A 21349-nucleotide genomic window follows, 5' to 3' on the forward strand; every position below is an offset into this window, starting at 1 on the left:
TGGCCTTAACAAAGTAAATATGGTTATGAATTAATCACGTGCCAGCGGCGGCAAATCGACACCGCAGTTCTTGCAGAAATTGGCATCATCATCGAGCCCTTCTTTCAGGCACGTGGGACAGGTACGCGTGGTGACCAGCTTGGAACTGCGCTGTACCGTCATTTCGGCACTGATAATGCCGGTAGGCACTGCCAGGATGCCCCAGCCGAGCAGCATCATCAGCGAAGCGATGGTGCGCCCGATGTCGGTGCGCGGCGTGATATCGCCAAAACCCACCGTGGTCATGGTGCTGATGGCCCAATAGATCGACGTGGGGATGCTGCTGAAACCGTGATCCGGTCCTTCCACGACATACATCACAGTACCCAACAGAAAGACCACCATCATGACAAAAGACAAGAAAATGAGGATCTTGCGCCGGCTGGCCAGCAAGGCCCGCCCCAGCACCGTGTATTCATGCACATACGACGTGAGCTTGAGGATACGGAACATGCGCAGCAGGCGCAAAATACGCACGTCGATCAGCACGTGCGCGCCCGGCAACAGCAAGCCGATGTAGGTCGGCACGATGGCCAGCAAGTCGATGACGCCAAAAAAACTCTTGGCGTAGCGCACCGGATGCTGCAGGCACGCCAGGCGGGCACAATATTCGATGGTAAATAAAATGGTGAAAAACCATTCCAGCGCCGTCAGCCAGGTGCCATAGCGCTCGGCCACGGAGGCGACGCTGCTGAGCACGACCACTGTCACGCTGATCAGGATGGCGGCGATCAGCAGCAAATCAAAAGCGCGGCCCGTGCGCGTTTCCGCCTCGAAAATGACGGTGTACACCTGCTCGCGCCAGCCCCGCTCGGGCTTGCCAAATTTTTGCTGCGTTTCCTGCGCCGCCAATTGCTGCGGAGTCAAGGGTGCCGCCGCGCTCTTCGTCGCGGCTTTCATGTGGGTAGTGTGCTCATATACTATTATTGTATAGATAATTTACAAAGCACGGCGACACGCACGCTTGCGCTACAGCTTTCACTACAACAACGCTACGACAGCTTTTTCGCCAGCAACACGGCATTACGCCGGTCGCGTTCGGCCTGCACGATGTCCGTCGTGCGCGCTTCCGACAGGCCCACCGTGTGCAGCACGGTGGCCGTCAGCTGCAGCGCCGACTCCAGCGCCTCGGGTACGACCAGGGTGGCGCCCGCCTGTATCAAGGCCACCGCATGCGCCTCGTCGCGGGCCCGCGCATACACGGGCAGCAGCGGATATTCGCGGCGGATCGATTTCACGGCATGCAGCACGGAGGCCGCATGGTCCATGGTCAGCACCACGGCGGCAGCCCGGTCGGCATTGACTTTTTGCAACAGTTCCGCGCGCGACGCATCGCCGAAATACACGGGGAAACCGCGCGGATGCAGGGTTGTCACCAGGCGCGCATCATTTTCAATCGCCACATAGGCGATATCCTGTTCCGTCAGCACCTTCGCCAGCAACTGCCCCACACGGCCAAAACCGGCGATGATGACGGTGCTGCCCTGCGGCGGCGGCGCGCCGTGCGCCAGGTCGGCCAGCTGATGGTGGTGGCGCCGTTCCCACCAGTTGCCGAACGCGCGCGCCGCCTTGGCCAGCGCCGGCGTGGCAAACAGGCTCAGGCCCACCACCAGCATGACGAACTGCGCCACATGCGGGCCGATCAGCTTGGTACCCAGCGCATACGCGACGACGATGAAGGCGAATTCGCCACCCTGCCCCAGCAGCACGCCCGTTTCCACGGCGCGCCCCCAGTGAAAGCCGCCAATGCGGAAGATCACGCTGATGACCAGGGTTTTCAAGGCAAACAGGCTCAGCACGGCTAGCGGAATCAAGACCGGGGACTTGAAGATTTCGCGCACGTCGATCTGCATGCCCACGGACATGAAGAACAAGCCCATCAACAAACCTTTAAATGGCTCGATCGTCACTTCGACTTCGTGGCGAAATTCCGTCTCCGCCAGCAGCAAGCCGGCCAGCAAGGCGCCCAGCGCCATCGACAGGCCCGCCAGATACGTCAGGCCCGCGATGCCCAGGGTGCTGAGCAAGGTCAGGGCCATGAACACGTCCGGCTGGTGCTTCTTGACGAAAAACTGGAACAGGGGGCGAATCACGCGGCGCCCCAACAGATAGATCAGCAGGATGGCACCCGCCGATTTCACGGCCGCAAAGCTGAGCAGATACGCCAGGTCGTCGCTGCGCCCGCTGGCGAACACGTCGATCAGGATGAACAGCGGCACCACCATCAGATCCTGGAACATCAAAATGGAAAAGCCCGCCTGGCCGCTTGGGGTCTGCAGCGAGCGCTGGTCGGTCAGCAGCTGCATCACCACGGCCGTGGACGACAGCGACAGCACCAGGCCCAGCACGATGGACGCTTCCAGCGACAAGCCGAAGTAATACGCGACGCCGCCGATCAGGCAGGCGCTGACAGCCACCTGCCCCACGCCCGCGCCAAACACCCAGCGCCGCAGCGCCCACAGCCGTTCCGTCGACAGTTCCAGGCCGATCATGAACATCAAAAACATCACGCCCAGCTCGGCCAGGCCGCTGACCTGCTCGGCACGCACGAACGAAAAATACGTCAGCCACGTGAAATCGCCGGCCCACAAGCCGAAGCCGAACGGGCCGAACAGGGCACCGACGGCCAGGAAGCCGAGCACCTGGTTGACTTTCAGGCGTTGCAATAGCGGAATAAAAATCCCGGCCAGGGCGAGAAACAGCAGGGTTTCGCGCAAGTAAGGTAAGGCGTGTTGTTCTTCCAAAATAATCCTAACTAAGAACACCTGTCAAAACCTACTGCGCGGCGCGATTTGCGGTCTCCGATGCTCACTGTGCATTCGCACAGCTCCGCTTCTCAACCACAACTCACATCCGCTCGCTACGGTTTTGCCAGGCGTTGTAAATATTACTCATGCCGAATTTACAATTATCACATGCTGGGCGACAAGGAAGTAAGTGCACACACGATATTTTTCCACAAGGCAACAAATTCGCTACCGGCGATCCGCTTGCGGCGGCGCCAGCATGTCGGCACGGGGGCGGTCCCAGCCCGGCACGTAGGCGGGACAAGGGCGGCTACGGAACTGCTGCAGTTCCACACTCGTAAAATTGGGCAGCATGCCGGGGTTGAAACGCACGTCCGTCAGCTTGTCCGCATGCAACCTGGGCATGCGGGCAAAGCGGAACCAGGCGTCGACATAGCAATTGTCTTCCTGCAGGGTGCGCAAGGCGGCCAGGCTGCCTGCCGCCTGCGCGGAGACGGTAATGCCGGGCGCCAACTGCTGTCCTTGCTTGCCCGTCTCGGCCAGCCCGGCCGGGCAGGCGGCAGGCGCCAGCGACTCGGGAAGCAGGCTCAAAGTGCCGCGCCGCAGGGTGTACACGTCGGTCTTGCTGTCGAGCGAGACATAGATCCAGCACAGCGGGTGGCTGGGAAACGCCGTCATCGCCACATCCCACACGCGCGTGCCGGGGTCCAGGCGCTGCACGGCCGCCTCGATGCGCGTACGGCCAATGGCCGAGGCCACGCCCTGCGTGCCGATGAAGGTGGCCGCCAGCGCGAAGGCCAGCAGCAGCGCTCCCCGTCCCCGCTCGCCGGCCCGCCCTTGCAGCACGGCCAGCACCACGCCCAGCCCCAGCAGCACGGCCAGCGAGGCAGGCGCCAGGTAGGATTGATAGGTGAAGAAACACAGGGCCGCCGCCAGCGCGGCCAGCAGCACGCTTTTGACGATGCCGTAGCGCAAGGACATGATCACGGGCACGCCCAGCAGCACCCAGAACATGGGTTCGACAATGAAGACCATGTCGCCATACAGCCAGCGGCTGTCGAACGGATAAAACGGGTGCAAGCCATAGGAATTGAGGAAATCCATACCCATGTGCAAGCAAAATCCCAGCAACAGACAGGCCGCCAGGCCCACGCGGGCGGGCACACTGCTTTTCAGCAAGCGGCGTGCGCCGGGCCACAGCAGCCACAGCAAGGCCAGCAACAGCAGCGCCTGCGGCAAGGCCAGCAGCAAGGTATGCGTGTGGCCACGGTGGTGCAACATGTAGCCGAACGGGCGCGGCAGCAGCTTGGTCAGCACCAGGTCCAGGTCGGGCGCGTTGCTGGCAAACCAGGCCGTAAACAGAAACAGCGCACGCCGGGTGCGCTGAGCGGGGGGGTGCGGCTCGGGCGGCAGGCTGCGGTGTAGCAGTTCACCGACCCCGAGGCCGATGACCGAATGCGTAATATTATCCATCGGGCAATTTTACAGGATGCGGCCACCCCAAGAGCAAAGGCTGGGGTCGTACCCTCAGGGTACGACCCCGGATTCTGCCATTGGGTTTGTTCAATCAAGCGGCTACAGCGCCTGTAAATCTTCCCCGCGCATGCCCACCAGCAAGGCGCGGCCATCTGGCAGCACGCGGAACTCGCCATAGCGGGCCTTTTCCCAGCGCGCCGCCTCGCCTTCCTTGAAGAACCAGGCATCGCTGACCAGCACCCAGTTGCCATCCTTCGGCGTCAGCTCGAGCAGGAATTCGCCGGGCGCCAGCGCCTCTTGGGTGTACGGACGCAGCAGTTCTGCCACGCCGCGCGCATCGCGCCTGGCCACCACGAGGGGCCGGCCTGGCGCCCTGTCCACGCTGGCCAGGGTGCTCAGCACTCCGAGGTTGACGAAATTGAGGCGCATGTAATCGCCCTGCATCAGCGAACGGGGATCGACGGGTTCCAGCGCCACGAAGATGGCTTGCCCCTTGGCGATCAGCTGCTCTTTCTGCCAGATGCCGCCATTGGCGACCAGCAGCACCAGCAGCAAGCCCCCCAGCACGCCCAGGCGCACGGCGCGATGTTCGGCCGCCACGCCCGATGGTTTGCTTTCCACCAGGTGCAGCACGGCGCCGCGCGTGGCCAGCCACGACAGGGCGCACAGCACGGCGCCGGCCACGGCCAGCAGCGCCGCCTTGCTGGCCAGCGGCCAGGCCAGCTGGTAATAAAAGCTGCCGATGATCCACGCCGCCGCCAGCGCGGCCGCCACGGCCACGCGCGTGCGCCCGCTCGTCACGCAATACGCAAGGATCAGCAGCACGGGACCGAGCGCCGGCATGAACCACGCCAGCACGACCAGCACCAGCGCCACGCCGATGGCGGGCAACTGGCGCAAGGCCGGCCAGCGCCATCCCGTCCAGACGGCCGCCGCCGTGGCCAGCACGAGCGACACCCCATTTAACGCCTGCGCATACCAGGCGCCGGCCTGGTGCCGGGTGACTTCGCGCGCCACGTCGCCGGCAACACCATTGCCCAGCGCACCGCCCAGCATGAAGGTCATTCCGGACCAGAAGACCAGGCCCAGCAAGATGGCCAGGACCCACCCCGTCGACAGCGATTCCAGGAAGGCGGCGACGGGCGCGCCGCGGCCATCGTTGAAGGCCTGCTTCTGCAGCCAGTGCGCGCCCAGCCAGAGTGCCAGGGCCAGCATCCAGGCCAGATACAGTTGCGTGGGGTCGTTCTCGAAAATCCAGTCGCGCGTGCTATCGATGATGCCCAGTCCCAGCAAGCCGCAGGCGACCAGCCCCAGCAGCACGCGCAGCCAGTCGCGCGGCAAGGCGGCGGCCACCGCCAGGCAGGCCAGGCACAGCAGCAGCGATGCCGTCTGCGTGGAACAATCGCGGTACAGGGCATAGCCGAGCAAGCTGCCGCCCACCAGCAGGCAGGGCACGGCCAGCTGCTCGACAAACAGCGGCACGCCGCGCATGCGGATCAGCAGCACAGACACCAGCAGCACGATGGCGGCCACGATGTACGCGCCGGGACCATGGCGCACCACGCTCTCCAGGCCCGCGCCCAGCGCCAGGACCAAGGGGATGGCAGCCAGCCAGGCGCCGAAGGCCGTCATCAGCACCAGCGGCCACGGCCGGACATCCTGCACGGGACGGCTGGTACCCGACGGCAACAAACCGGCGCGCGTGGCGTCGTCGATCAGGGTGGCGAGCGCATCGGCTCGTTGACTGTTGATATTGCTCATGCCGCCTCCTGGCGCGTGCGCCACAAAATGCCTTGCACGGTCAGCGCCAGCAGCACGGCAGCGACCAATCCCAGCATCACCAGCCTGCCGATGCCATCGCCATTGCCACCGCCATTGAAGAGCACGTATCCCAGCCCCCACACCAGCAGGGTGTTCAGGCCCAGCGCGACGGCGCTCAGGCCGAACACGTCAAACAAGCGGCGCGTGGCCAGCAGGACGCCGGCGACGGCCAGCAAGCCCAGCCCGGCCCAGTACGGCGACCCGACTTCGCTGCCGAACAGGGCGCTGACGGCCGTGCCCGTGATAAGGATGGTGGCGAGCACCAGGCCCAGGCGCAAGGCCCAGCTGCCCGCACCCGTCCAGCGCGCCAGCAGGGGTGAGACAAACGCGCAGGCCAGCAGCACGGCCAGCCAGCCGCTGACGAAAATGGACAAGTCGGCCGAACTGATGCGCCAGCTGTGGTGCGCATGCGCCTGCATCCACAAGGCGGCGGCCGTCGAAACAATCAGCATCCACGGTGTCCACAGCACATCGCTGCGCGCCACCAGGCACAGGGGCAAGGCCAGCGCGGCCCACACGGCGAACAGCTGCCACGGATCGGCGCCCGTCTGGTACGTCTGACCGAAATACGCGAACAGGCCGCCGATGGCCAGCAAGGCCAGCAGCAACAAAGGGACTCTCGCCTTGGGTACGGCAAACGCACCCACGCAGGTGGCGGCCAACACGCCTTGCAGCAGGGCAAAACGGCCCATGCGACCCAGGTCTTCCCAGTTGGCGGCCACCCAGCAGATCAATCCCATGCCCAGCAGCGCGGCGCCCAGCACGGCCACGCCGCGCGGCAGCCAGTAGGCCAGGCGCGCGGGTTCGCGCTGGAAGCCGGCCACTTCCTGCAACTGCCGGGTTTGTTGGGCATCGAGCGCATGGGCCGAGGCGAGTTGGTACACGGCGAGGCGTAAGTCCATCGTCTGCTTTCTTTGTCAGGAAATAGGGGGAGTCAGGTCAGCGCTCGACGCTCACGCCGCGCCAGAAGGCAACGTGGCCGGCAATTTGCATGGCGGCATCCTTGGGCTGGGGGTAATACCAGGCGGCGTCGGCATTTGTCTGTCCATCGACGACGAGGTCGTAATAGCTGGCCGTGCCCTTCCATGGGCAGATGCTGGTGTGGCTGCTGGGCCGCAGGTACTCCTGCGTCACCGCCGTTAAAGGAAAATACACATTGTTTTCAACGACTTGCACCTGCGCATCGGTGGCTTGCGCGATGACGGCGCCATTCCAGCTGGCTGTTGGCATTTGACTATCCTCCTCTGCGCCGAGTGTAGCGCAAAAAGTCCGCCATGGCGCGCGCCATTGGCGCCCCGCTCAAGCGCCAGCGATGATCTGGCGCAAGGCTTGCTCAAACACTTCAGGAGGCTGGCCGCCGGAAATCAGGTGGCGCTCGTTGATGATGACGGCCGGCACCGAGTTGATGCCGTTCTGCTGGTAGAACTGCTCTTGCGCGCGCACCTCGTCCGCATAGGCATCGGAGGCCAGCACTGCGGCCGCTTTCGCGCTATCGAGGCCCACCTTGCCGGCCACGGCCAGCAGCACCTCGTGCGAGGACGGATTCTGGCCCTGCGTGAAATACGCATCGAACAGCGCCATCTTGAGTGCCTTCTGGCGCCCTTCGAGCCCAGCCCAGTGCAGCAGCCGGTGCGCATCAAACGTGTTGTAGATGCGGCCGCGCTTGTCCATGGCGAAGGTAAAGCCCAGCTGCTCGCCGCGCGCGCGGATCGCTTCGCGCGACTGCGCCATCTGTTCCGGGGTGGAACCGTATTTGCGGGCGATGTGTTCGCCGACATCCTCGCCTTCGGCCGGCATGTTGGCGTTCAGCTCGAAGGGCTGGAAGTGGATCTCGGCCTGGACGGTATCTTGCAGCTTGTCCAAGGCTTGCTCCAGCGATTTCAGGCCGATCACGCACCAGGGGCAGGAAACGTCGGAAACGAAATCGATACGGATGGGAACGGGTGTGGCGGAGGAGGTGGAGGAGGTGGAAAGAGTCATGGTGGGCAGCCTTTGCGCGAGTCGGTGGCGGCCGCACCGCGCGGCGCCGCAAGCACAGCATATGCGTGCGGGCCGCCGGAAATCAAGCGCTTACTTCTTCTTGCCAGCGGCCTTGGCCGCATCCTTCTTGCCGCCGATCTTGCTTTCCTTGCCAGAGAGCAGGTTAGCGATGTTCTGGCTGTGGCGGTAGGCCAGCAGCACGCTCATGACGATGACAGACAGCAAGATAGGATCGACGCCGAACAGCAAGCCATAGTAAAACGGCGCGAACAGGGCCGCCACCAGCGCTGCCAGCGAAGAATAGCGAAACGCGTAGGCGATGATCAGCCAGGTGGCCAGGGTCGCCAGGCCCAGCCATGGATTGATGCCCAGCAGCACACCGAGGGCCGTGGCCACGCCCTTGCCGCCGACAAAGCGGAAGAACACGGGCCACAGATGGCCGAGGAAGACGGCGATGGCCACCAGGGCCACGGCCGTGTCGCCCACGCCCAGGGCGCTGGCAAAATGGTCGGCCAGGAACACGGCCAGCCAGCCCTTGGCGCCGTCGCCCAGCAAGGTCATGACGGCGGCGCCCTTGTTGCCGCTGCGCAGCACGTTGGTGGCGCCCGGATTTTTCGAGCCATAGGTGCGCGGATCGGCAATGCCGTAGACCTTGCTCATCACCACGGCAAACGATATCGAGCCGAGCAAGTAAGCGGCCACTGTCATTGCCACGGTTGTGATTACTGGATTCATTTCTTCCCTTTGTTATGTTTATTGCACCAGCATCAAGGCTGGCGCAGCAGAATATACACCATGCTCGATGCCCCGCAACAGGCTTTGGACGATTTCCTTAATCCTGCAGCGCGCACTGCACCGGCTTGGCCTTGAGCAAATCCATGAGTACCTGCGGCGCCAGCGAGACGAGAAAACCGCGCCGCCCGCCATTGATATAGATGCGCGGCAAGTCCAGGATGGATTGCTCCACGTACACGGGCATCGCTTTTTTGGTGCCGAACGGCGAGGTGCCGCCGATCATGTAGCCTGAATGGCGCTGCGCCACTTCGGGCTTGCACGGCTCGACGGACTTGCAGCCGATGGCGCGCGCCAGGTTCTTGGTCGACACCTTGCAATCGCCATGCATGAGCACGATCAGCGGCTTGGCCGCCTCGTCCTGCATCACCAGGGTCTTGATCACCGCATGTTCGGGCACCCCCAGCTCGCGCGCCGAGACGCTGGTGCCGCCGTGCTCCTCGTACGGATACGGGTGTTCATCGAAGGAAACGTGATGCTTACGCAGCAGCTGCGTCGCCTGGGTTTCGGAAATATGCTCTTTTTTAGCCATGCGTGATACGCTGATCGTTCAGTGAGGAGTGCTAATTATGCAGCAAGAAATCCGCTTTGCCACATTCAATGTCTGCAACCTTGCCCCCGCCGGGGCGAAATTGTATGACAACCTGGACCCATTGAGCCCGGCGCAATACGAAGCCAAGGCGGAATGGACGGCGCGGCAAATCGACTTGCTCGACGCCGACGTGATCGGTTTCCAGGAAATTTTCTCGCAAGCGGCCTTGCGCGACGTGCTGTCGCGCACGCGCCATTACCGCACAGCCGCCCTGGCCGGCCACGATGCGATGGACGCCGCCGGACGCATGCTGCCCACCGTGGCGCTGGTGTCGCGCCTGCCGCTGGCCGGCGCCGGCGTTGCCTGGACAAATTTTCCGGCCGGCGTGAGCGTGTCGGCCGACGACAACACCTGCCGCTTCGCCCGCGCGCCGCTGCATGTGCAGGTCATCTTACCGGGCGGACAACTCACCGACGTCGTCGTGGTGCACTTGAAATCGCGCCGGCCCGATTACCGCCATGGCGACGGCTACGATGCGGCCAGCTACGCGCTGGCCAACCTGCGCTCGCTGCAGCGGCGCGGCGCGGAAGCGGTGGCCCTGCGCGTGCTGGCAAGTGAACTGGGCCACAGTAGCCGTCCGCGCATCGTGCTCGGTGACTTCAACGACATCGCCAATGCCGTCACCACGGCCATCGTCATGGGCGCGGGCGCACCGTGCGAACCCGGCATGGAAATGCGAGAACGCCTGTACGATGCCAACGCCATCGCCCTGCGCCAGGATGCGGCGCGCCACGCGGGCTACACGAATATCCACGACAGCGCCTACATGACGATCGACCACATCCTCGTATCCGAGCATTTTCATGCCGCCTCGCCGCGCGCCATCGGCGTGCTGCAGGAAGTGACTTATCTCAACGACCATTTGCTGCTGGGCCTGCCGCACGCCTCCGACCATGGCCAGGTGCTGGCGCGCATCAAGCTGCTGGGAAATATTGACTAGTTCAATAATTAATGCAGCAACTAATGTAGCAACCTCGCCAGAACACTGCCCGCGACTTGCGCGCTGGCATAGCGCCCCTGGTATTGCTGGCAGCCCTGCCCCCGCAGATAGGCCAGCTGCTGCGCCGTTTCCACGCCTTCGGCGATCACCGTCAATTGCAGTTCGCGCGCCATGGCGATGATGGTGGCGGCGACCATCGTGTCGGACTCGCCCGCAGCGTCGTCCGCCACGGCGGGCAGGAACGACGGGTCGATCTTGAGTTTATCCACCGGGTAATGGCGCAGATTGGCCAGGCGCGAATAGCCGGTGCCGAAGTCGTCGATGGCCAGCCTGGCACCCAGCGCGCGCAACTGCGCCAGCACACCGGCCAGGCGCGCACCGCCCTTCATCAGCAAGGACTCCGTCACTTCCAGTTCCAGGCTACCGGCAGGCAAACCCGACGCGGCCAGCGCCTCTTGCACGCTGAGCAATAAATTATTGTGCAGGCATTGCGCCGGCGACAGGTTCACGGCCACTCTCCAGGCCTGGCCCGCATCGTGCCAGGCGCGTGCGCGCCGGCAAGCTTGCTGCAGCACCCAGTTGCCGATCGACACCATCAAGCCACACTCCTCGGCCACGGCGATGAAGCGCTCGGGCGGCAACATGCCCAGTTGCGGGTGGCGCCAGCGCAACAGCGCTTCGGCGCCGACGATCTGCCCGCTGGCGACATCGAGCGCGGGCTGGAACTCCAGCACGAATTCATCGCGGCCCAGCGCGGCGCGCAAGCCCTGCTCCAGGCTGGCCCGCTCGATGATTTGCGCATTCATCTCGGCATTGAAAAACTGGAAATTGTTACGCCCGCTTTCCTTGGCATGGTACATGGCGATATCGGCGTTGTGCACGAGGGTCTCGATGCTGTCGCCATCGCTGGGAAAGATGGCCACGCCGATCGAGGTCGATACCTGCAGCTCATATTCGCCCAGCTGATAAGGCTGCGTGACGGCGTGCAGCAGGCTGGACGCGACATGGGCCACCTGGTCGATGCCGCCCACCTCGGCCAGGATGATGACGAACTCGTCGCCGCCATGCCGGCTGACGGTATCGACGCCGCGCACGCAGCGCACCAGGCGCCGCGCCACTTCCTTGAGCAGCAAATCGCCCACGTGGTGGCCCATGCTGTCATTGATGTGCTTGAAGTGGTCGAGGTCCAGGTACAGGATGGCCAGCATGCTCAGCTTGCGCCGCGCGGCCGCCAGCGCCAGCGACAGCCGGTCCAGCAGCAGCACCCGGTTCGGCAAGTCGGTCAGGAAATCGTGCTCGGCCAGGTGGCGCGTGTGCTCCTCGTTTTTCTTGCGCTCGCTGATATCGCTGAGGATGGCCAGGTAATTGCTCAATTGCCCTTGCGAGTCGCGGATGGCCGTCAGCGACAGCCAGGCCGGGTAGCGCCCGCCCGCCTTGCGCTGGCCCGCGATATCGCCTTGCCAATAGCCGTTGGCCTCGACTTCGTCCCACACGTGCTCGAAAAACGCCGGCGCATCCGGCTCCACGCCGTGCTGGACGAAAGGCTTGCCCAGCATGTCGTCCAGGCTGTAGCCGCTGATTTCGCTGTACGCGGGATTCATGCTGACGACGCGCTGCTGCGGGTCCATCACGACGATGGCGACACTGGCATGCTCGATGACCTGCATCGACAGGTACAGGTCGCGCTCGGCCAGTTTGCGCGAGGAGATATCGCGGATCACGGCGTAAAACAGATAGGTATGGTCGAGCGTGACGGACGTGAGCAGCACTTCGCCCCAGAACAGCTGGCCCGCGCACGTCTGATAGCGCCAGTCGTAGCGGCAGTTGCCGTCGGCGTGGGCTTGCGCCGCCAGCTGCGTGCCGCGCAACGATGACAAGGCGCCATCGGGCTGGCGCAGCGGCGAAAAATCGCTGAGGCGGCGCCCCAGCAGCCGTGGCCGGTCTTCACATTGAAACAGGGCAATGGCGGCCGGATTGGCTTCGGCGATGTACTCGTCGCGCAGCAAGACGATGGCGTCGGCGGACTTGTCGTACAGCTGGCGAAAATTGTCGCCCATCAGCAGCAAGGCGCCCTGCGCGGCGCCATCCTGGCCGCTGGCCGTGATGTCGACATCGATGCACACCACTTGCCGCACACGTCCGGACTGAATGACAGGAAACACGGTGGAACAGATGCAGCGCGGCGCGGCCCCGTCGGCGTCCAGCTTCCACAGGCGTGTGCTGCGTGCCTTGCCACTCTCCCACACGGTCGCCAGTTCGCCTGCCCCCTCCTCGGCCAGGCTGGCGGCCTCCGGCAGCGAAGCGGCCACCCTGACCCACGCCTGGCCCAGCGCCAACTCGGCCGCCACGCCATACAGGCGCGCCGCGCCGGTGCTCCAGTAGCGCACGATGCCGTCGCGGTCGATGCCACGCACGGCCAGGCCAGGCGCCTGTTCGACGGCGGCAACGATGATGGACAGCAGATCGAGCGCCTTGGCGGCCGGCCCCGCCTGCGGTTCGGCTGCGGCAAGCAGGCGCCCCGGCGACGGCGTGGCTCCGACAATCCGATCAGACATCAGGCCCCCCGTGGCGTGGCGACGCGACAACCGGCGGCGTATGGCCTGTCCGGTGGCGCAACCATCCCGACCATTCTTGCGCGCTGGCGAATCGGCTTCTTGAGCATGCGCAAGCATCGTTACATGCACGGCATGCATGCTGGCAGTGGTCTTTGGTCGCCGTTTTTTGCATTTCAGCCCCGATTTTGTGCAATCTGTCGCACGGCGATGGCGGCCGGACTTGAATCTTCCTAAAGTGGCAACATGCGCATCGCCGTGAACGGCCACAGCGGCAGGCGTGCTGCCTGCGGCCGCCACGGCGATGCGCTACCCGAATTCCCTCCCGGCCAGCGACAGGCCGGGTCCGCACCGAGACCTGGCGCCAAGTCCCTGCGCCGCTCCTGAAAAAAAAATCTATGAAAAACGAGACCCTGCCCCCCGCCTCTCCCCTTGCCGCCACGCGCCGCCGGCGCTGGCGCACCCCCGTGCTGATCCTCGTCGTGCTGGGCCTGGCCGGCGGCGGCTGGACGGTGATGCAGTCGAAGCAACAGGCGGCCAAGGCGGCCGAACAGCAAGCGAGCAAGAAGAAGCAGCAGGAAAAGACGCCCGTGCATGAACTGGCGCAGGGCGACGTGGCCGCCATCGATGCGCGCGCGCTGGCAATCAGCTTGCCCCTGTCCGGCTCGCTGGCGCCCGTGACCCAGGCCACCATCAAGGCCAAGGTTTCCGGCGTGATCCAGGAAACGACCTTGCAGGAAGGCCAGCAAGTGGCCAACGGGCAAATCCTCGTGCGCCTGGATGCGGCCGACCTGCGCGCCCGCCTGACGCAGCAGCAAGCCATGCTCGACGAAGCGCAGGCGCGCCTGTCCATGGCGGCCAAGAATGAGGCGAACAGCCAGGCCCTGCTCAAGCAAAAATACATTTCGCAGACAGCCTACGACACCACGCAAAACTCGGTCGATCTGGCGCGCGCCAGCGTCAAGTCCGCCGCCGCCATGGTCGATATCGCCCGCATCGCGCTGGCCGACACGGTGATCCGCGCACCGATGGCCGGCATCGTCAGCAAGCGCCACCTGCAGGCCGGCGAAAAAGTCTCGCCCGACATGCCCGTCTACACCATCGTCAACCTGGCCCAGCTGACCCTGGAAGCGCCCGTGCCCAGCGCGGAAATCCCCCGCATCAAGCTGGGGCAGGACGTGCACTTCAAGGTCGACGGTTTCGGCGCGCGCGACTTTGCCGGCAAGGTCACGCGCATCAACCCCACCACCGAGAGCGGCTCGCGCGCCATGCTGGTCTACATCGCCGTCGACAATGGCGATGGCGCGCTGCGCGGCGGCATGTTCGCCAAGGGCAGCATCGTCACCGAGCGATCAAGCGTGGCGCCGCTGGTGCCGCTGACGGCCGTGCGCCATGAAAAGCAGGGCCCCGTCGTGTATGCGCTGGTAAACAACAAGGTGGTCGCCCAGCCCGTCACACTGGGCCTGCGCAACGAAGATGAAGGCTATGCGGAAGTGACATCCGGCCTGGTGCCGGGCGCCAAAGTCATCGTCGCCAAACTCGATGGCGTCAAGCCGGGCCACAGCGTGACCTTCGCCGCGCCCGCCACCGCGCCCGCCGCGCCGGCGGCCGTGCTGGCACGGAAGGATTAAGCCATGTGGATGACCAAAGTCAGCATACAAAACCCCGTCTTCGCCACCATGGTCATGGTGGCGCTGGTGGTGCTGGGCATCTTCTCCTACCGGGGCCTGGGCGTGGAAAGCATGCCCAGCGTGCAGTTCCCGTTCGCCGCCATTGAAGTGAACTATCCGGGCGCCTCGCCGGAAGCCGTGGAAAACGACATCACGCGCCCTATCGAGGATGCCGTCAACACCGTCAGCGGCATCAAGACCATCCGCGCCAACTCGTGGGAAGGACGCGCCGGCGTCTACCTGGAATTCGAGCTGTCGACCAACATGGACAAGGCCATGCAGGACTTGCGCGACAAGGTGGCCCTGGTGCGCCCGCGCTTCCCGAAAGAAGCCAAGGACCCGTTCATCGCGCGCGCCGAGGGCGACAACGAGCGCCCCATCGCCACCATCGTGCTGACCTCCACCGGGCATGACCTGCGCTCGCTGTCGACCATGACGGAGCAGGTCATCAGCAAGCGCTTCCAGGGCGTGGCCGGCGTGGGACAAGTCAAGCTGCGCGGCTTGCGCGCGCGGCAGATCCTCATCAGCATGAAGCCGATCGAACTCAATGCCCAGGGCATCGGCGTCGATGAAGTGATTCGCGCCATCCAGGCGACGAATACCAATCTGCCGGCAGGCTCCATCAGCCATGGCGCGGCCGAACAGCTGGTGCGCGTGGAAGGCAAGATCAAGGATGCGCGCGAATTCGGCAAGATCATCGTCGCGCGCCGCGCCGTCGGTCCAGTCTACCTGGACCAGGTGGCCACCGTGGTCGACGGCGAGCAGGAAGAACTGTCGATTTCGCGCATGAACGGCCAGCAAGCCGTGACCATGGAAATCACCAAGGTGCAGGACGCCAACGTGGTCGAAGTGGGCACCGGCATCTTGAAGGTGGCGGCGGACCTGCAAAAGACCCTGCCGCCCGATATCACCCTGCGCGTGCTGGACGACGAATCGGAGCGCGTGCAAAGCCAGCTCAATAACGTCAAGCGCACCATCATCGAAGGCGCCGTGCTGACCATGGTGATCGTCTTCCTGTTCCTGCACTCGTGGCGCTCGACCATCATCACGGGCTTGACCCTGCCGATCTCCGTGCTGGCCAGCTTCATCGCCATGAAGGCGTTTGGCTTCACGCTGAACTTCCTGACCCTGATGGCGCTGTCCCTGTGCATCGGCCTGTTGATCGACGACGCCATCGTGGTGCGTGAAAACATCGTGCGCCACCTGGGCATGGGCAAGAACCACTACCAGGCGGCCAACGACGGCACCAATGAAATCGGCCTGGCCGTGATGGCCACCACGTTCGCCATCGTCGCCGTGTTCGTGCCCGTCGCCTTCATGGACGGCATCATCGGCCGCTTCTTCCTGCAGTTCGGCATCACCGTGGCCGTCGCCGTGCTCGTGTCGCTGTTCGTCAGTTTTACCCTTGACCCCATGCTGTCATCCGTCTGGCGCGACCCCGTCAAGGACCGTTTCAAGTACGTGCCGTGGCTGGGCCGCTTCATGGCCTGGATCGAGACGGGCATCGACCGCCTGCACGTCTGGTATGGCAAGGTGCTGAAAGTGGCCCTGTGCTGGCGCAAGACCACGCTGGCCACCGCCTTCGCCCTGTTCGCGGGCAGCCTGATGCTCGTGCCCATGATCGGCGGCGAGATGTTCCCCGAGACGGACCAGGGCTGGGTCAACCTGCGCTTCAAGACGCCCGTCGGCTCCAGCCTCGAATACACGGATAGCAAGGTGCGCCAAATCGAAACGGCGCTGAAGGAATTTCCCGAGATCGACAGCCTGGTGGCCAATATCGGCACGCCCGATGGACGCAACGCGGCCGAGGTGAACCTGAAGCTGACGGACATCAAGACGCACAAGCGCCGCTCGCAGCAGGAACTGGAAAAGCTGATCCGCGAACGCCTGGCGCCGATTGCCGGCATCACCCTGTCGGTCGGCAACCGCCCCATCTTCATCGCCATCCTCGGCACGGATGAAGGCAAGCTCGATGCGGTGGCACACCGCCTGATGGACAAGATGCGCACCATCAAAGGCCTGGCCGACATGGAATACAGCCAGGAAGGTGCCAATCCGTCGACCACGGTGAAGATCAACAACGAACTGGCCAGCGACCTGGGATTGTCGGTGCAGCAGATCGGCAATGCCCTGCGTCCGTTCGTGGCGGGCGACACGGTCAGCCACTGGTTAGCCAGCGACGGGCAAAACTATGACGTCAACGTGCAGCTGCCGAAGTCGGGCCGGCAAAAGGTGGCCGACCTGGCCGACCTGTCGCTGGCGTCCAGCAAGTTTGACGCGAACGGCAAGCCGGTCATGATTCCGCTGCGCCAGGTGGTCGAATTCGTGCCCTCGTCCAGCCCGCAAGTGCTGAAACGCCAGGCCTTGCAGCGCCGCGTCGCCATCTATGCGGGCGTGCAGGGCCGTCCTGCCGGCGACGTCGACGCCGACGTGCAGAAAGCCATCAAGTCCATCGACCTGCCACCGGGCGTGCGCTTCGACGTGGCCGGCAATGCGCAGCAGATGGCCGAAACCATGGGCGGCGCGATGATGGCGCTGGGCATTGCCGTGATCTTCATCTACCTGGTGCTGGCGTCGCAGTTCGGCAGCTTCTTGCAGCCGATCGCCATCATGGTGTCGCTGCCGCTCTCCCTGATCGGCGTGCTGCTGGCCCTCCTCATGACGGGCAGCACCCTGAACATCTTCTCCGTGATCGGCTTCATCATGCTGATGGGCCTGGTCACCAAGAATGCGATCTTGCTGGTCGACTTCACCAACCAGCGCCAGCGCGAGGGCTTGGGACAGTTCGAAGCGTTGATGGAAGCGGGGCAAGTGCGCTTGCGCCCCATCCTGATGACGACCCTGGCGATGGTCTTCGGCATGCTGCCGATGGCCATCGGCATGGGCGACGGCGGCGAATCACAGGCGCCGATGGGCCGCGCCGTCATCGGCGGCGTGATCACCTCGACGCTATTGACCTTGGTGGTGGTGCCCGTCGCCTACACCTATTTAGATAGCCTGGGCAAGCGCGCCGCGCGCTTTTTCGGTGGCGGCGAACATGCTGAATCCACCGACGATGGCAAAGCACACGCCCACTGATAGACCGGTCGCCTTCACCGTCCCCGCATTGGCGGGGACGACGCGGCGGCTTCCTGAAGAGAGCTTCAGTTGACCAAAGCGGCCCCACTGGCTAGACTGTCCCCCGTTATCAATGATATGGAGTGACTCGTGGGTGCTTGTTCCAGTGACAGTAGTCGATTGACCATCGGCGATCGGCCTTAGGCAAGACGCGCGCATTCCGCCCGCCTGGCCCATGGCAAGGTGCGGTTTTACCAGCGGCGATGTCCATTCGCCGCCACTTCCCTCCTCATCGTTCCACCGTTATCGTCTGCTGCCCCCTTTCGGGGCGAATTGTCTTCGCCTTGCACTCGCCTGTTCCTCCCCAGCCGGGAGAAACTGATGGTGGTATTTGACTTTGCGCTGCGCGTTGCCGCAGCATTGACCCTGGGCGCCATGATCGGCGCCGAACGCCAGCTGCGCCAGCGCATGGCGGGTCTGCGCACGAACGCGCTGGTGTCCGTCGGCGCCTCGCTGTTCGTGATGGTCTCCGTGCTCGAAGGCGATCCCGACGGCCACCTGCGCATCGCCGCGCAGGTGGTGTCGGGCATCGGCTTTCTGGGCGCCGGCGTCATCATGCGCGAAGGGATGACGGTGCGTGGCCTGAACACGGCCGCCACCCTGTGGTGCTCGGCCGCCATCGGCGTGCTGTGCGGCCTCGGGTTTGCGCTGGAAGCGGCCATCGGCACGGGCTTCGTGCTGGTCGCCAACCTGGTGCTGCGCCACCTGGCGCAACGCATCAACGCGCACGGCAGCGAGGCGGGCATCGAGACGGAAAGCATCTACCGCGTGACGGCCGTGTGCGAGGCGGAGCAGGAAGTGCAGGTGCGCAAGCTGATGCTGCGCCTGATCAGCGGCATGCCGGCGCTGATGCTGCAATCCTTGCACAGCGAAGACGCGGCGCAGGCCGGGCGCATCGAAGTGCGCGCCGACCTGCTCACGCCCTTGTCCAGCCTGGGATTGCTGGAGCAGATCGTCAGCCAGGTGAGCCTGGAAGGCAGCGTCTCGGCCGTGCGCTGGGCGCTGGTGAATAACGCGGAATTTGTCGCCGAACGGGGAGTGTGATGAAAAAACTTTTCCATTGGTTTGCCAGGCGCGGTCCTGCCATGGCCACCTACCGCCTGACCGTCACTTGTCCGCCTGCGCAGGCCGACCACGTGGTGCGCCTGCTGCTGGCCGAACTGAAAGGCGCTGGCCTGGTCCCGTCGCAGATGCTGCGCAGCTGGGACGAGGCCCGGCAGGTGGTGCAGCTGATCGCCACGGTGCTGTGCCAGGCCGTGCAGCGCGCCGTGCTGGTGCGCTTCGTCAACCGTGCGGGCGCCTGGCCGCAAGTGCGGCAAGTGCGCTGGGAAGGCGTGGCGCCGTCAATCTGACGTCGGCAGGCGCAGGAGGAACAGCGCGCCGCCCTCCGGGCGGTTCTGCGCCTCGATACTGCCACCGTATGCGTGCACGATCGCTTGCGACAGGGCCAGGCCCAGGCCGAAACCGGGCGCCTCGCCCGCGCGCGCCCGGGCGCCACGGTAAAAGCGTTCGAACAGATGCGGCAAGTCTTCCACGCCGATGCCCGGTCCCGCGTCGCTCACACCCACCAGCGCATGTTCACCCTCGCGCGCCACATGCACGCTGATGCTGCTGCCGGGCGGCGAAAACTTCACGGCGTTATCAAGCAGATTGGCCAGCACCAGGTCCACCGGGCCGGCCGCCACCCGCGCGTGCACGACCACGCCGTCATCGAAGACGATGCGGATGCCGCGCTGCGCTGCCGCCTTTTCCAGGCGCTGCGCGGCCGCCTGCACGAGCGGATTGAGTGCGATGGTTTCCACGGCATTGCGCTCCTGCCCCACGTCCAGGCGTGTGAGCATCAGCAATTCTTCCACCAGGGTCGTCAGGCGCTGCACTTCATCGAGGCAGGACGCCAGCGCCTCGACATATTCAGCTGCCTCGCGCGGGCGGCGCAGGGTGATTTCGATTTCCGTGCGCAGGCGCGACAGGGGCGAGCGCAATTCATGCGAGGCGTCGGCCGTGAAGCGCCGCTGCGCATCATAGCCGTGTTCCAGGCGCTCCAGCATGGCGTTCAGGGTATCGACCAGGCGGCCGATTTCATCGGGCGTGCCGGGATGGGGCAGGCGCTGGTGCAGGCTGGCTTCGCCGATCGAATGCGCCTGGTCCACCACATCGTCGATGGCGCCCAGCACGCGGCGCGTGAGCATTTCGCCAGCCAACCCGACGGCGGCCAGCAAGGCCAGCGCCATGGCACCAAACAGCACGGTGGCCGCAGCCAGCACGTGGTTGACGTCATCGAGCGAACCGGCCACCTGCACCGCCAGGTGCAAGCCGGACGCAGGTACGGGGATGGACACCATGCGCAGCGGCTCCTCGCCGAACTTGGGCAGGGTTTCGAAGACGGTCTCGCCAGCGGCCAGGCGCGCCAGCAGAATGGGCGGCGCCGGCAGTTGCGCCGCCTCCAGGTTGCGGCTGCGCGCCAGCACGCGGCCTTCGCCATCGATGATCTGCACCAGGCGGTCGAGCCGCGTCAGGGAAGGCGGCGCCAGGCCCGGCGCCACCTCGTGCACCTGCACGGGCTGGCGCGGCGCGGCCGGCAGCATGGCCATTTCCGTCTCGGCCAGCGCCAGCAGGGCCGCATCGAGCTGGCCATGCACGGCGCGCGACAGGCCCCAGTAGCCGGCCAGCGCCGTACAGGCAACGATGACAAGGATGACGGCCAGGTGCACTCGCAGCAGGCGTTTGCGAAAGCTAGCCACCGTCGTTGTCCGCCAGGCGGAAACCGCGTCCGCGCACCGTGTGGATCAAGGGCGGCAGACCGGGCACATCGACCTTGCCGCGCAAATTGCGCACATGGACGTCGATCAGGTTATCGATGCCGATCAGGTCCGCCTGCCAGATCTGCTCGGCCAGGCGCGCGCGGCTGACCACCTCGCCCGCCTGGCGCAGCAGGATCAACAGAATCGCATATTCCTTGGGTGTCAGCACCAGCGGCGCGCCGGCCCGCGTCGCCTGGTGGCTGACGGGATCGAGCGTCAGGTCGGCCAGCGCCAGCACCAGCGGGCGGCTGATGTCGGAGCGGCGCAGCAGCGCGCGGATGCGCGCCAGCAGTTCCTCGAACTCGAACGGTTTGGTCAGATAGTCGTCGGCGCCCATGTTCAGGCCCGCCACGCGGTCGGCCGTGGCATCGCGCGCGGTCAGCATCAGCACGGGCGTCTGGATGGCGCGCGCGCGCAAATCGCGGCAAAAATCGATGCCCTGCTTGCCCGGCAGCATCCAGTCGAGCACGATCACGTCGTAAGCGACGGCATAGCTTTCGTCCTCGCCCTCTTCCGCGCTGTGCGCCACGTCGACGACGAAGCCCTCTTCCTGCAAGCCGCGCGCCAGCAGGCGCGCCGCCTTGCGGTCGTCTTCCACCAGGAGGATTCTCATGCCTGCCCTTCGCGTCGCGCCTTGTTTTCCATGCTGGCATTTTACCGCGCCGCAGCGTGCGCACACCGAACCTGAAGAATGATTCAGGCGTTCTTGGGCGCTTCTTCAGGAGCACATTGCTATGCTTTCCCGGCGCTGTAGTGATACTGCCCGCGCTCCCCTCTGACCGCCCGCCTGGGCACGGCATCCACGCATGCCCCCTCACCATC

At 64.8% G+C, this 21349-nt stretch carries 17 protein-coding genes; 5 read left to right on the forward strand and 12 right to left on the reverse strand.

From position 1 onward, the window contains the following. Positions 1-30 precede the first annotated feature (30 nt). The 9 genes from C8C92_RS24360 to ybaK all read right to left on the reverse strand — a co-directional run bounded on the left by C8C92_RS24360 (position 31) and on the right by ybaK (position 9387). Positions 31-939, reverse strand: a complete 909-nt coding sequence (locus tag C8C92_RS24360) for an ion transporter (protein ID WP_071075614.1) — start codon at positions 937-939, stop codon at positions 31-33. Positions 940-1031: 92 nt separating this feature from the next. Further along, positions 1032-2783, reverse strand: coding sequence for a cation:proton antiporter (locus C8C92_RS24365; protein ID WP_116745473.1), 1752 nt, complete (start codon positions 2781-2783; stop codon positions 1032-1034). 231 nt (positions 2784-3014) lie between these two features. Beyond that, positions 3015-4259 carry a metal-dependent hydrolase gene (locus C8C92_RS24370; RefSeq protein ID WP_116745474.1) on the reverse strand — a complete coding sequence of 415 codons (1245 nt, stop codon included), beginning with the start codon at positions 4257-4259 and terminating at the stop codon, positions 3015-3017. 102 nt (positions 4260-4361) lie between these two features. Continuing rightward, entirely contained in the window at positions 4362-6023 is a 1662-nt protein-coding gene (locus C8C92_RS24375; RefSeq protein WP_116745475.1) for a GDYXXLXY domain-containing protein, read from the reverse strand. Next, positions 6020-6985, reverse strand: a complete 966-nt coding sequence (locus C8C92_RS24380) for a DUF2157 domain-containing protein (RefSeq protein ID WP_116745476.1) — start codon at positions 6983-6985, stop codon at positions 6020-6022. The genes C8C92_RS24375 and C8C92_RS24380 overlap by 4 nt, the downstream gene beginning before the upstream one ends. A gap of 37 nt (positions 6986-7022) precedes the next feature. Continuing rightward, positions 7023-7313 carry a DUF427 domain-containing protein gene (locus tag C8C92_RS24385; protein ID WP_116745477.1) on the reverse strand — a complete coding sequence of 97 codons (291 nt, stop codon included), beginning with the start codon at positions 7311-7313 and terminating at the stop codon, positions 7023-7025. A gap of 69 nt (positions 7314-7382) precedes the next feature. Further along, entirely contained in the window at positions 7383-8063 is a 681-nt protein-coding gene (locus C8C92_RS24390) for a DsbA family oxidoreductase (protein ID WP_116745478.1), read from the reverse strand. 90 nt (positions 8064-8153) lie between these two features. Beyond that, positions 8154-8798, reverse strand: a complete 645-nt coding sequence (gene plsY / locus C8C92_RS24395; RefSeq protein WP_243420346.1) for a glycerol-3-phosphate 1-O-acyltransferase PlsY — start codon at positions 8796-8798, stop codon at positions 8154-8156. A gap of 97 nt (positions 8799-8895) precedes the next feature. Next, the gene (ybaK, locus tag C8C92_RS24400) at positions 8896-9387 is read right to left on the reverse strand and encodes a Cys-tRNA(Pro) deacylase (protein ID WP_116745479.1); all 492 of its coding nucleotides are present in this window, start codon (positions 9385-9387) and stop codon (positions 8896-8898) included. 37 nt (positions 9388-9424) lie between these two features. Here ybaK and C8C92_RS24405 point away from each other — a divergent pair, with 37 nt between their 5' ends. Beyond that, positions 9425-10387 carry an endonuclease/exonuclease/phosphatase family protein gene (locus C8C92_RS24405; protein ID WP_116745480.1) on the forward strand — a complete coding sequence of 321 codons (963 nt, stop codon included), beginning with the start codon at positions 9425-9427 and terminating at the stop codon, positions 10385-10387. A gap of 20 nt (positions 10388-10407) precedes the next feature. Here C8C92_RS24405 and C8C92_RS24410 read toward each other — a convergent pair whose 3' ends face one another. Beyond that, entirely contained in the window at positions 10408-12942 is a 2535-nt protein-coding gene (locus C8C92_RS24410; RefSeq protein WP_116746111.1) for an EAL domain-containing protein, read from the reverse strand. Between the two features lie 395 nt (positions 12943-13337). On the opposite strand from C8C92_RS24410, the gene C8C92_RS24415 reads away from it, so the two are divergent. From C8C92_RS24415 to C8C92_RS24430, 4 genes are all read left to right on the forward strand, one after another. Continuing rightward, positions 13338-14570: an efflux RND transporter periplasmic adaptor subunit gene (locus C8C92_RS24415; RefSeq protein ID WP_116745481.1), complete on the forward strand. Its 1233-nt coding sequence runs from the start codon at positions 13338-13340 to the stop codon at positions 14568-14570. Positions 14571-14573: 3 nt separating this feature from the next. Continuing rightward, complete coding sequence (locus tag C8C92_RS24420; RefSeq protein ID WP_116745482.1) at positions 14574-17687, forward strand: efflux RND transporter permease subunit; 3114 nt, start codon at positions 14574-14576, stop codon at positions 17685-17687. 360 nt (positions 17688-18047) lie between these two features. After that, positions 18048-18770, forward strand: coding sequence for an MgtC/SapB family protein (locus tag C8C92_RS24425; RefSeq protein ID WP_099762251.1), 723 nt, complete (start codon positions 18048-18050; stop codon positions 18768-18770). Beyond that, on the forward strand, positions 18770-19078 hold the full coding sequence (locus C8C92_RS24430) for a hypothetical protein (RefSeq protein ID WP_116745483.1): 309 nt from the start codon (positions 18770-18772) through the stop codon (positions 19076-19078). Before C8C92_RS24425 ends, C8C92_RS24430 begins: the two co-directional genes overlap by 1 nt. Here C8C92_RS24430 and C8C92_RS24435 read toward each other — a convergent pair. Next, positions 19070-20467 (reverse strand): ATP-binding protein, encoded by a 1398-nt coding sequence (locus tag C8C92_RS24435; protein WP_116745484.1) that lies wholly within the window; start codon positions 20465-20467, stop codon positions 19070-19072. The genes C8C92_RS24430 and C8C92_RS24435 overlap by 9 nt on opposite strands. Continuing rightward, positions 20460-21140 (reverse strand): response regulator transcription factor, encoded by a 681-nt coding sequence (locus tag C8C92_RS24440; protein ID WP_099762248.1) that lies wholly within the window; start codon positions 21138-21140, stop codon positions 20460-20462. Before C8C92_RS24440 ends, C8C92_RS24435 begins: the two co-directional genes overlap by 8 nt. Positions 21141-21349: the final 209 nt, after the last annotated feature.

It is taken from the genome of Janthinobacterium sp. 78, from assembly GCF_003096775.1.
GTDB lineage: Bacteria > Pseudomonadota > Gammaproteobacteria > Burkholderiales > Burkholderiaceae_D > Janthinobacterium > Janthinobacterium tructae.

Excerpts from the sequence above, each read along its gene's own strand:
- plsY (WP_243420346.1), bottom strand. The coding sequence starts at position 8,798 with ATGAATCCAGTAATCACAACCGTGGCAATGACAGTGGCCGCTTACTTG.
- C8C92_RS24420 (WP_116745482.1), top strand. The coding sequence starts at position 14,574 with ATGTGGATGACCAAAGTCAGCATACAAAACCCCGTCTTCGCCACCATG.
- C8C92_RS24405 (WP_116745480.1), top strand. The coding sequence starts at position 9,425 with ATGCAGCAAGAAATCCGCTTTGCCACATTCAATGTCTGCAACCTTGCC.
- C8C92_RS24425 (WP_099762251.1), top strand. The coding sequence starts at position 18,048 with ATGGTGGTATTTGACTTTGCGCTGCGCGTTGCCGCAGCATTGACCCTG.
- C8C92_RS24380 (WP_116745476.1), bottom strand. The coding sequence starts at position 6,985 with ATGGACTTACGCCTCGCCGTGTACCAACTCGCCTCGGCCCATGCGCTC.
- C8C92_RS24410 (WP_116746111.1), bottom strand. The coding sequence starts at position 12,942 with ATGTCTGATCGGATTGTCGGAGCCACGCCGTCGCCGGGGCGCCTGCTT.
- C8C92_RS24370 (WP_116745474.1), bottom strand. The coding sequence starts at position 4,259 with ATGGATAATATTACGCATTCGGTCATCGGCCTCGGGGTCGGTGAACTG.
- C8C92_RS24440 (WP_099762248.1), bottom strand. The coding sequence starts at position 21,140 with ATGAGAATCCTCCTGGTGGAAGACGACCGCAAGGCGGCGCGCCTGCTG.
- C8C92_RS24390 (WP_116745478.1), bottom strand. The coding sequence starts at position 8,063 with ATGACTCTTTCCACCTCCTCCACCTCCTCCGCCACACCCGTTCCCATC.
- C8C92_RS24430 (WP_116745483.1), top strand. The coding sequence starts at position 18,770 with ATGAAAAAACTTTTCCATTGGTTTGCCAGGCGCGGTCCTGCCATGGCC.
- C8C92_RS24360 (WP_071075614.1), bottom strand. The coding sequence starts at position 939 with ATGAAAGCCGCGACGAAGAGCGCGGCGGCACCCTTGACTCCGCAGCAA.
- C8C92_RS24415 (WP_116745481.1), top strand. The coding sequence starts at position 13,338 with ATGAAAAACGAGACCCTGCCCCCCGCCTCTCCCCTTGCCGCCACGCGC.
- C8C92_RS24375 (WP_116745475.1), bottom strand. The coding sequence starts at position 6,023 with ATGAGCAATATCAACAGTCAACGAGCCGATGCGCTCGCCACCCTGATC.
- ybaK (WP_116745479.1), bottom strand. The coding sequence starts at position 9,387 with ATGGCTAAAAAAGAGCATATTTCCGAAACCCAGGCGACGCAGCTGCTG.
- C8C92_RS24385 (WP_116745477.1), bottom strand. The coding sequence starts at position 7,313 with ATGCCAACAGCCAGCTGGAATGGCGCCGTCATCGCGCAAGCCACCGAT.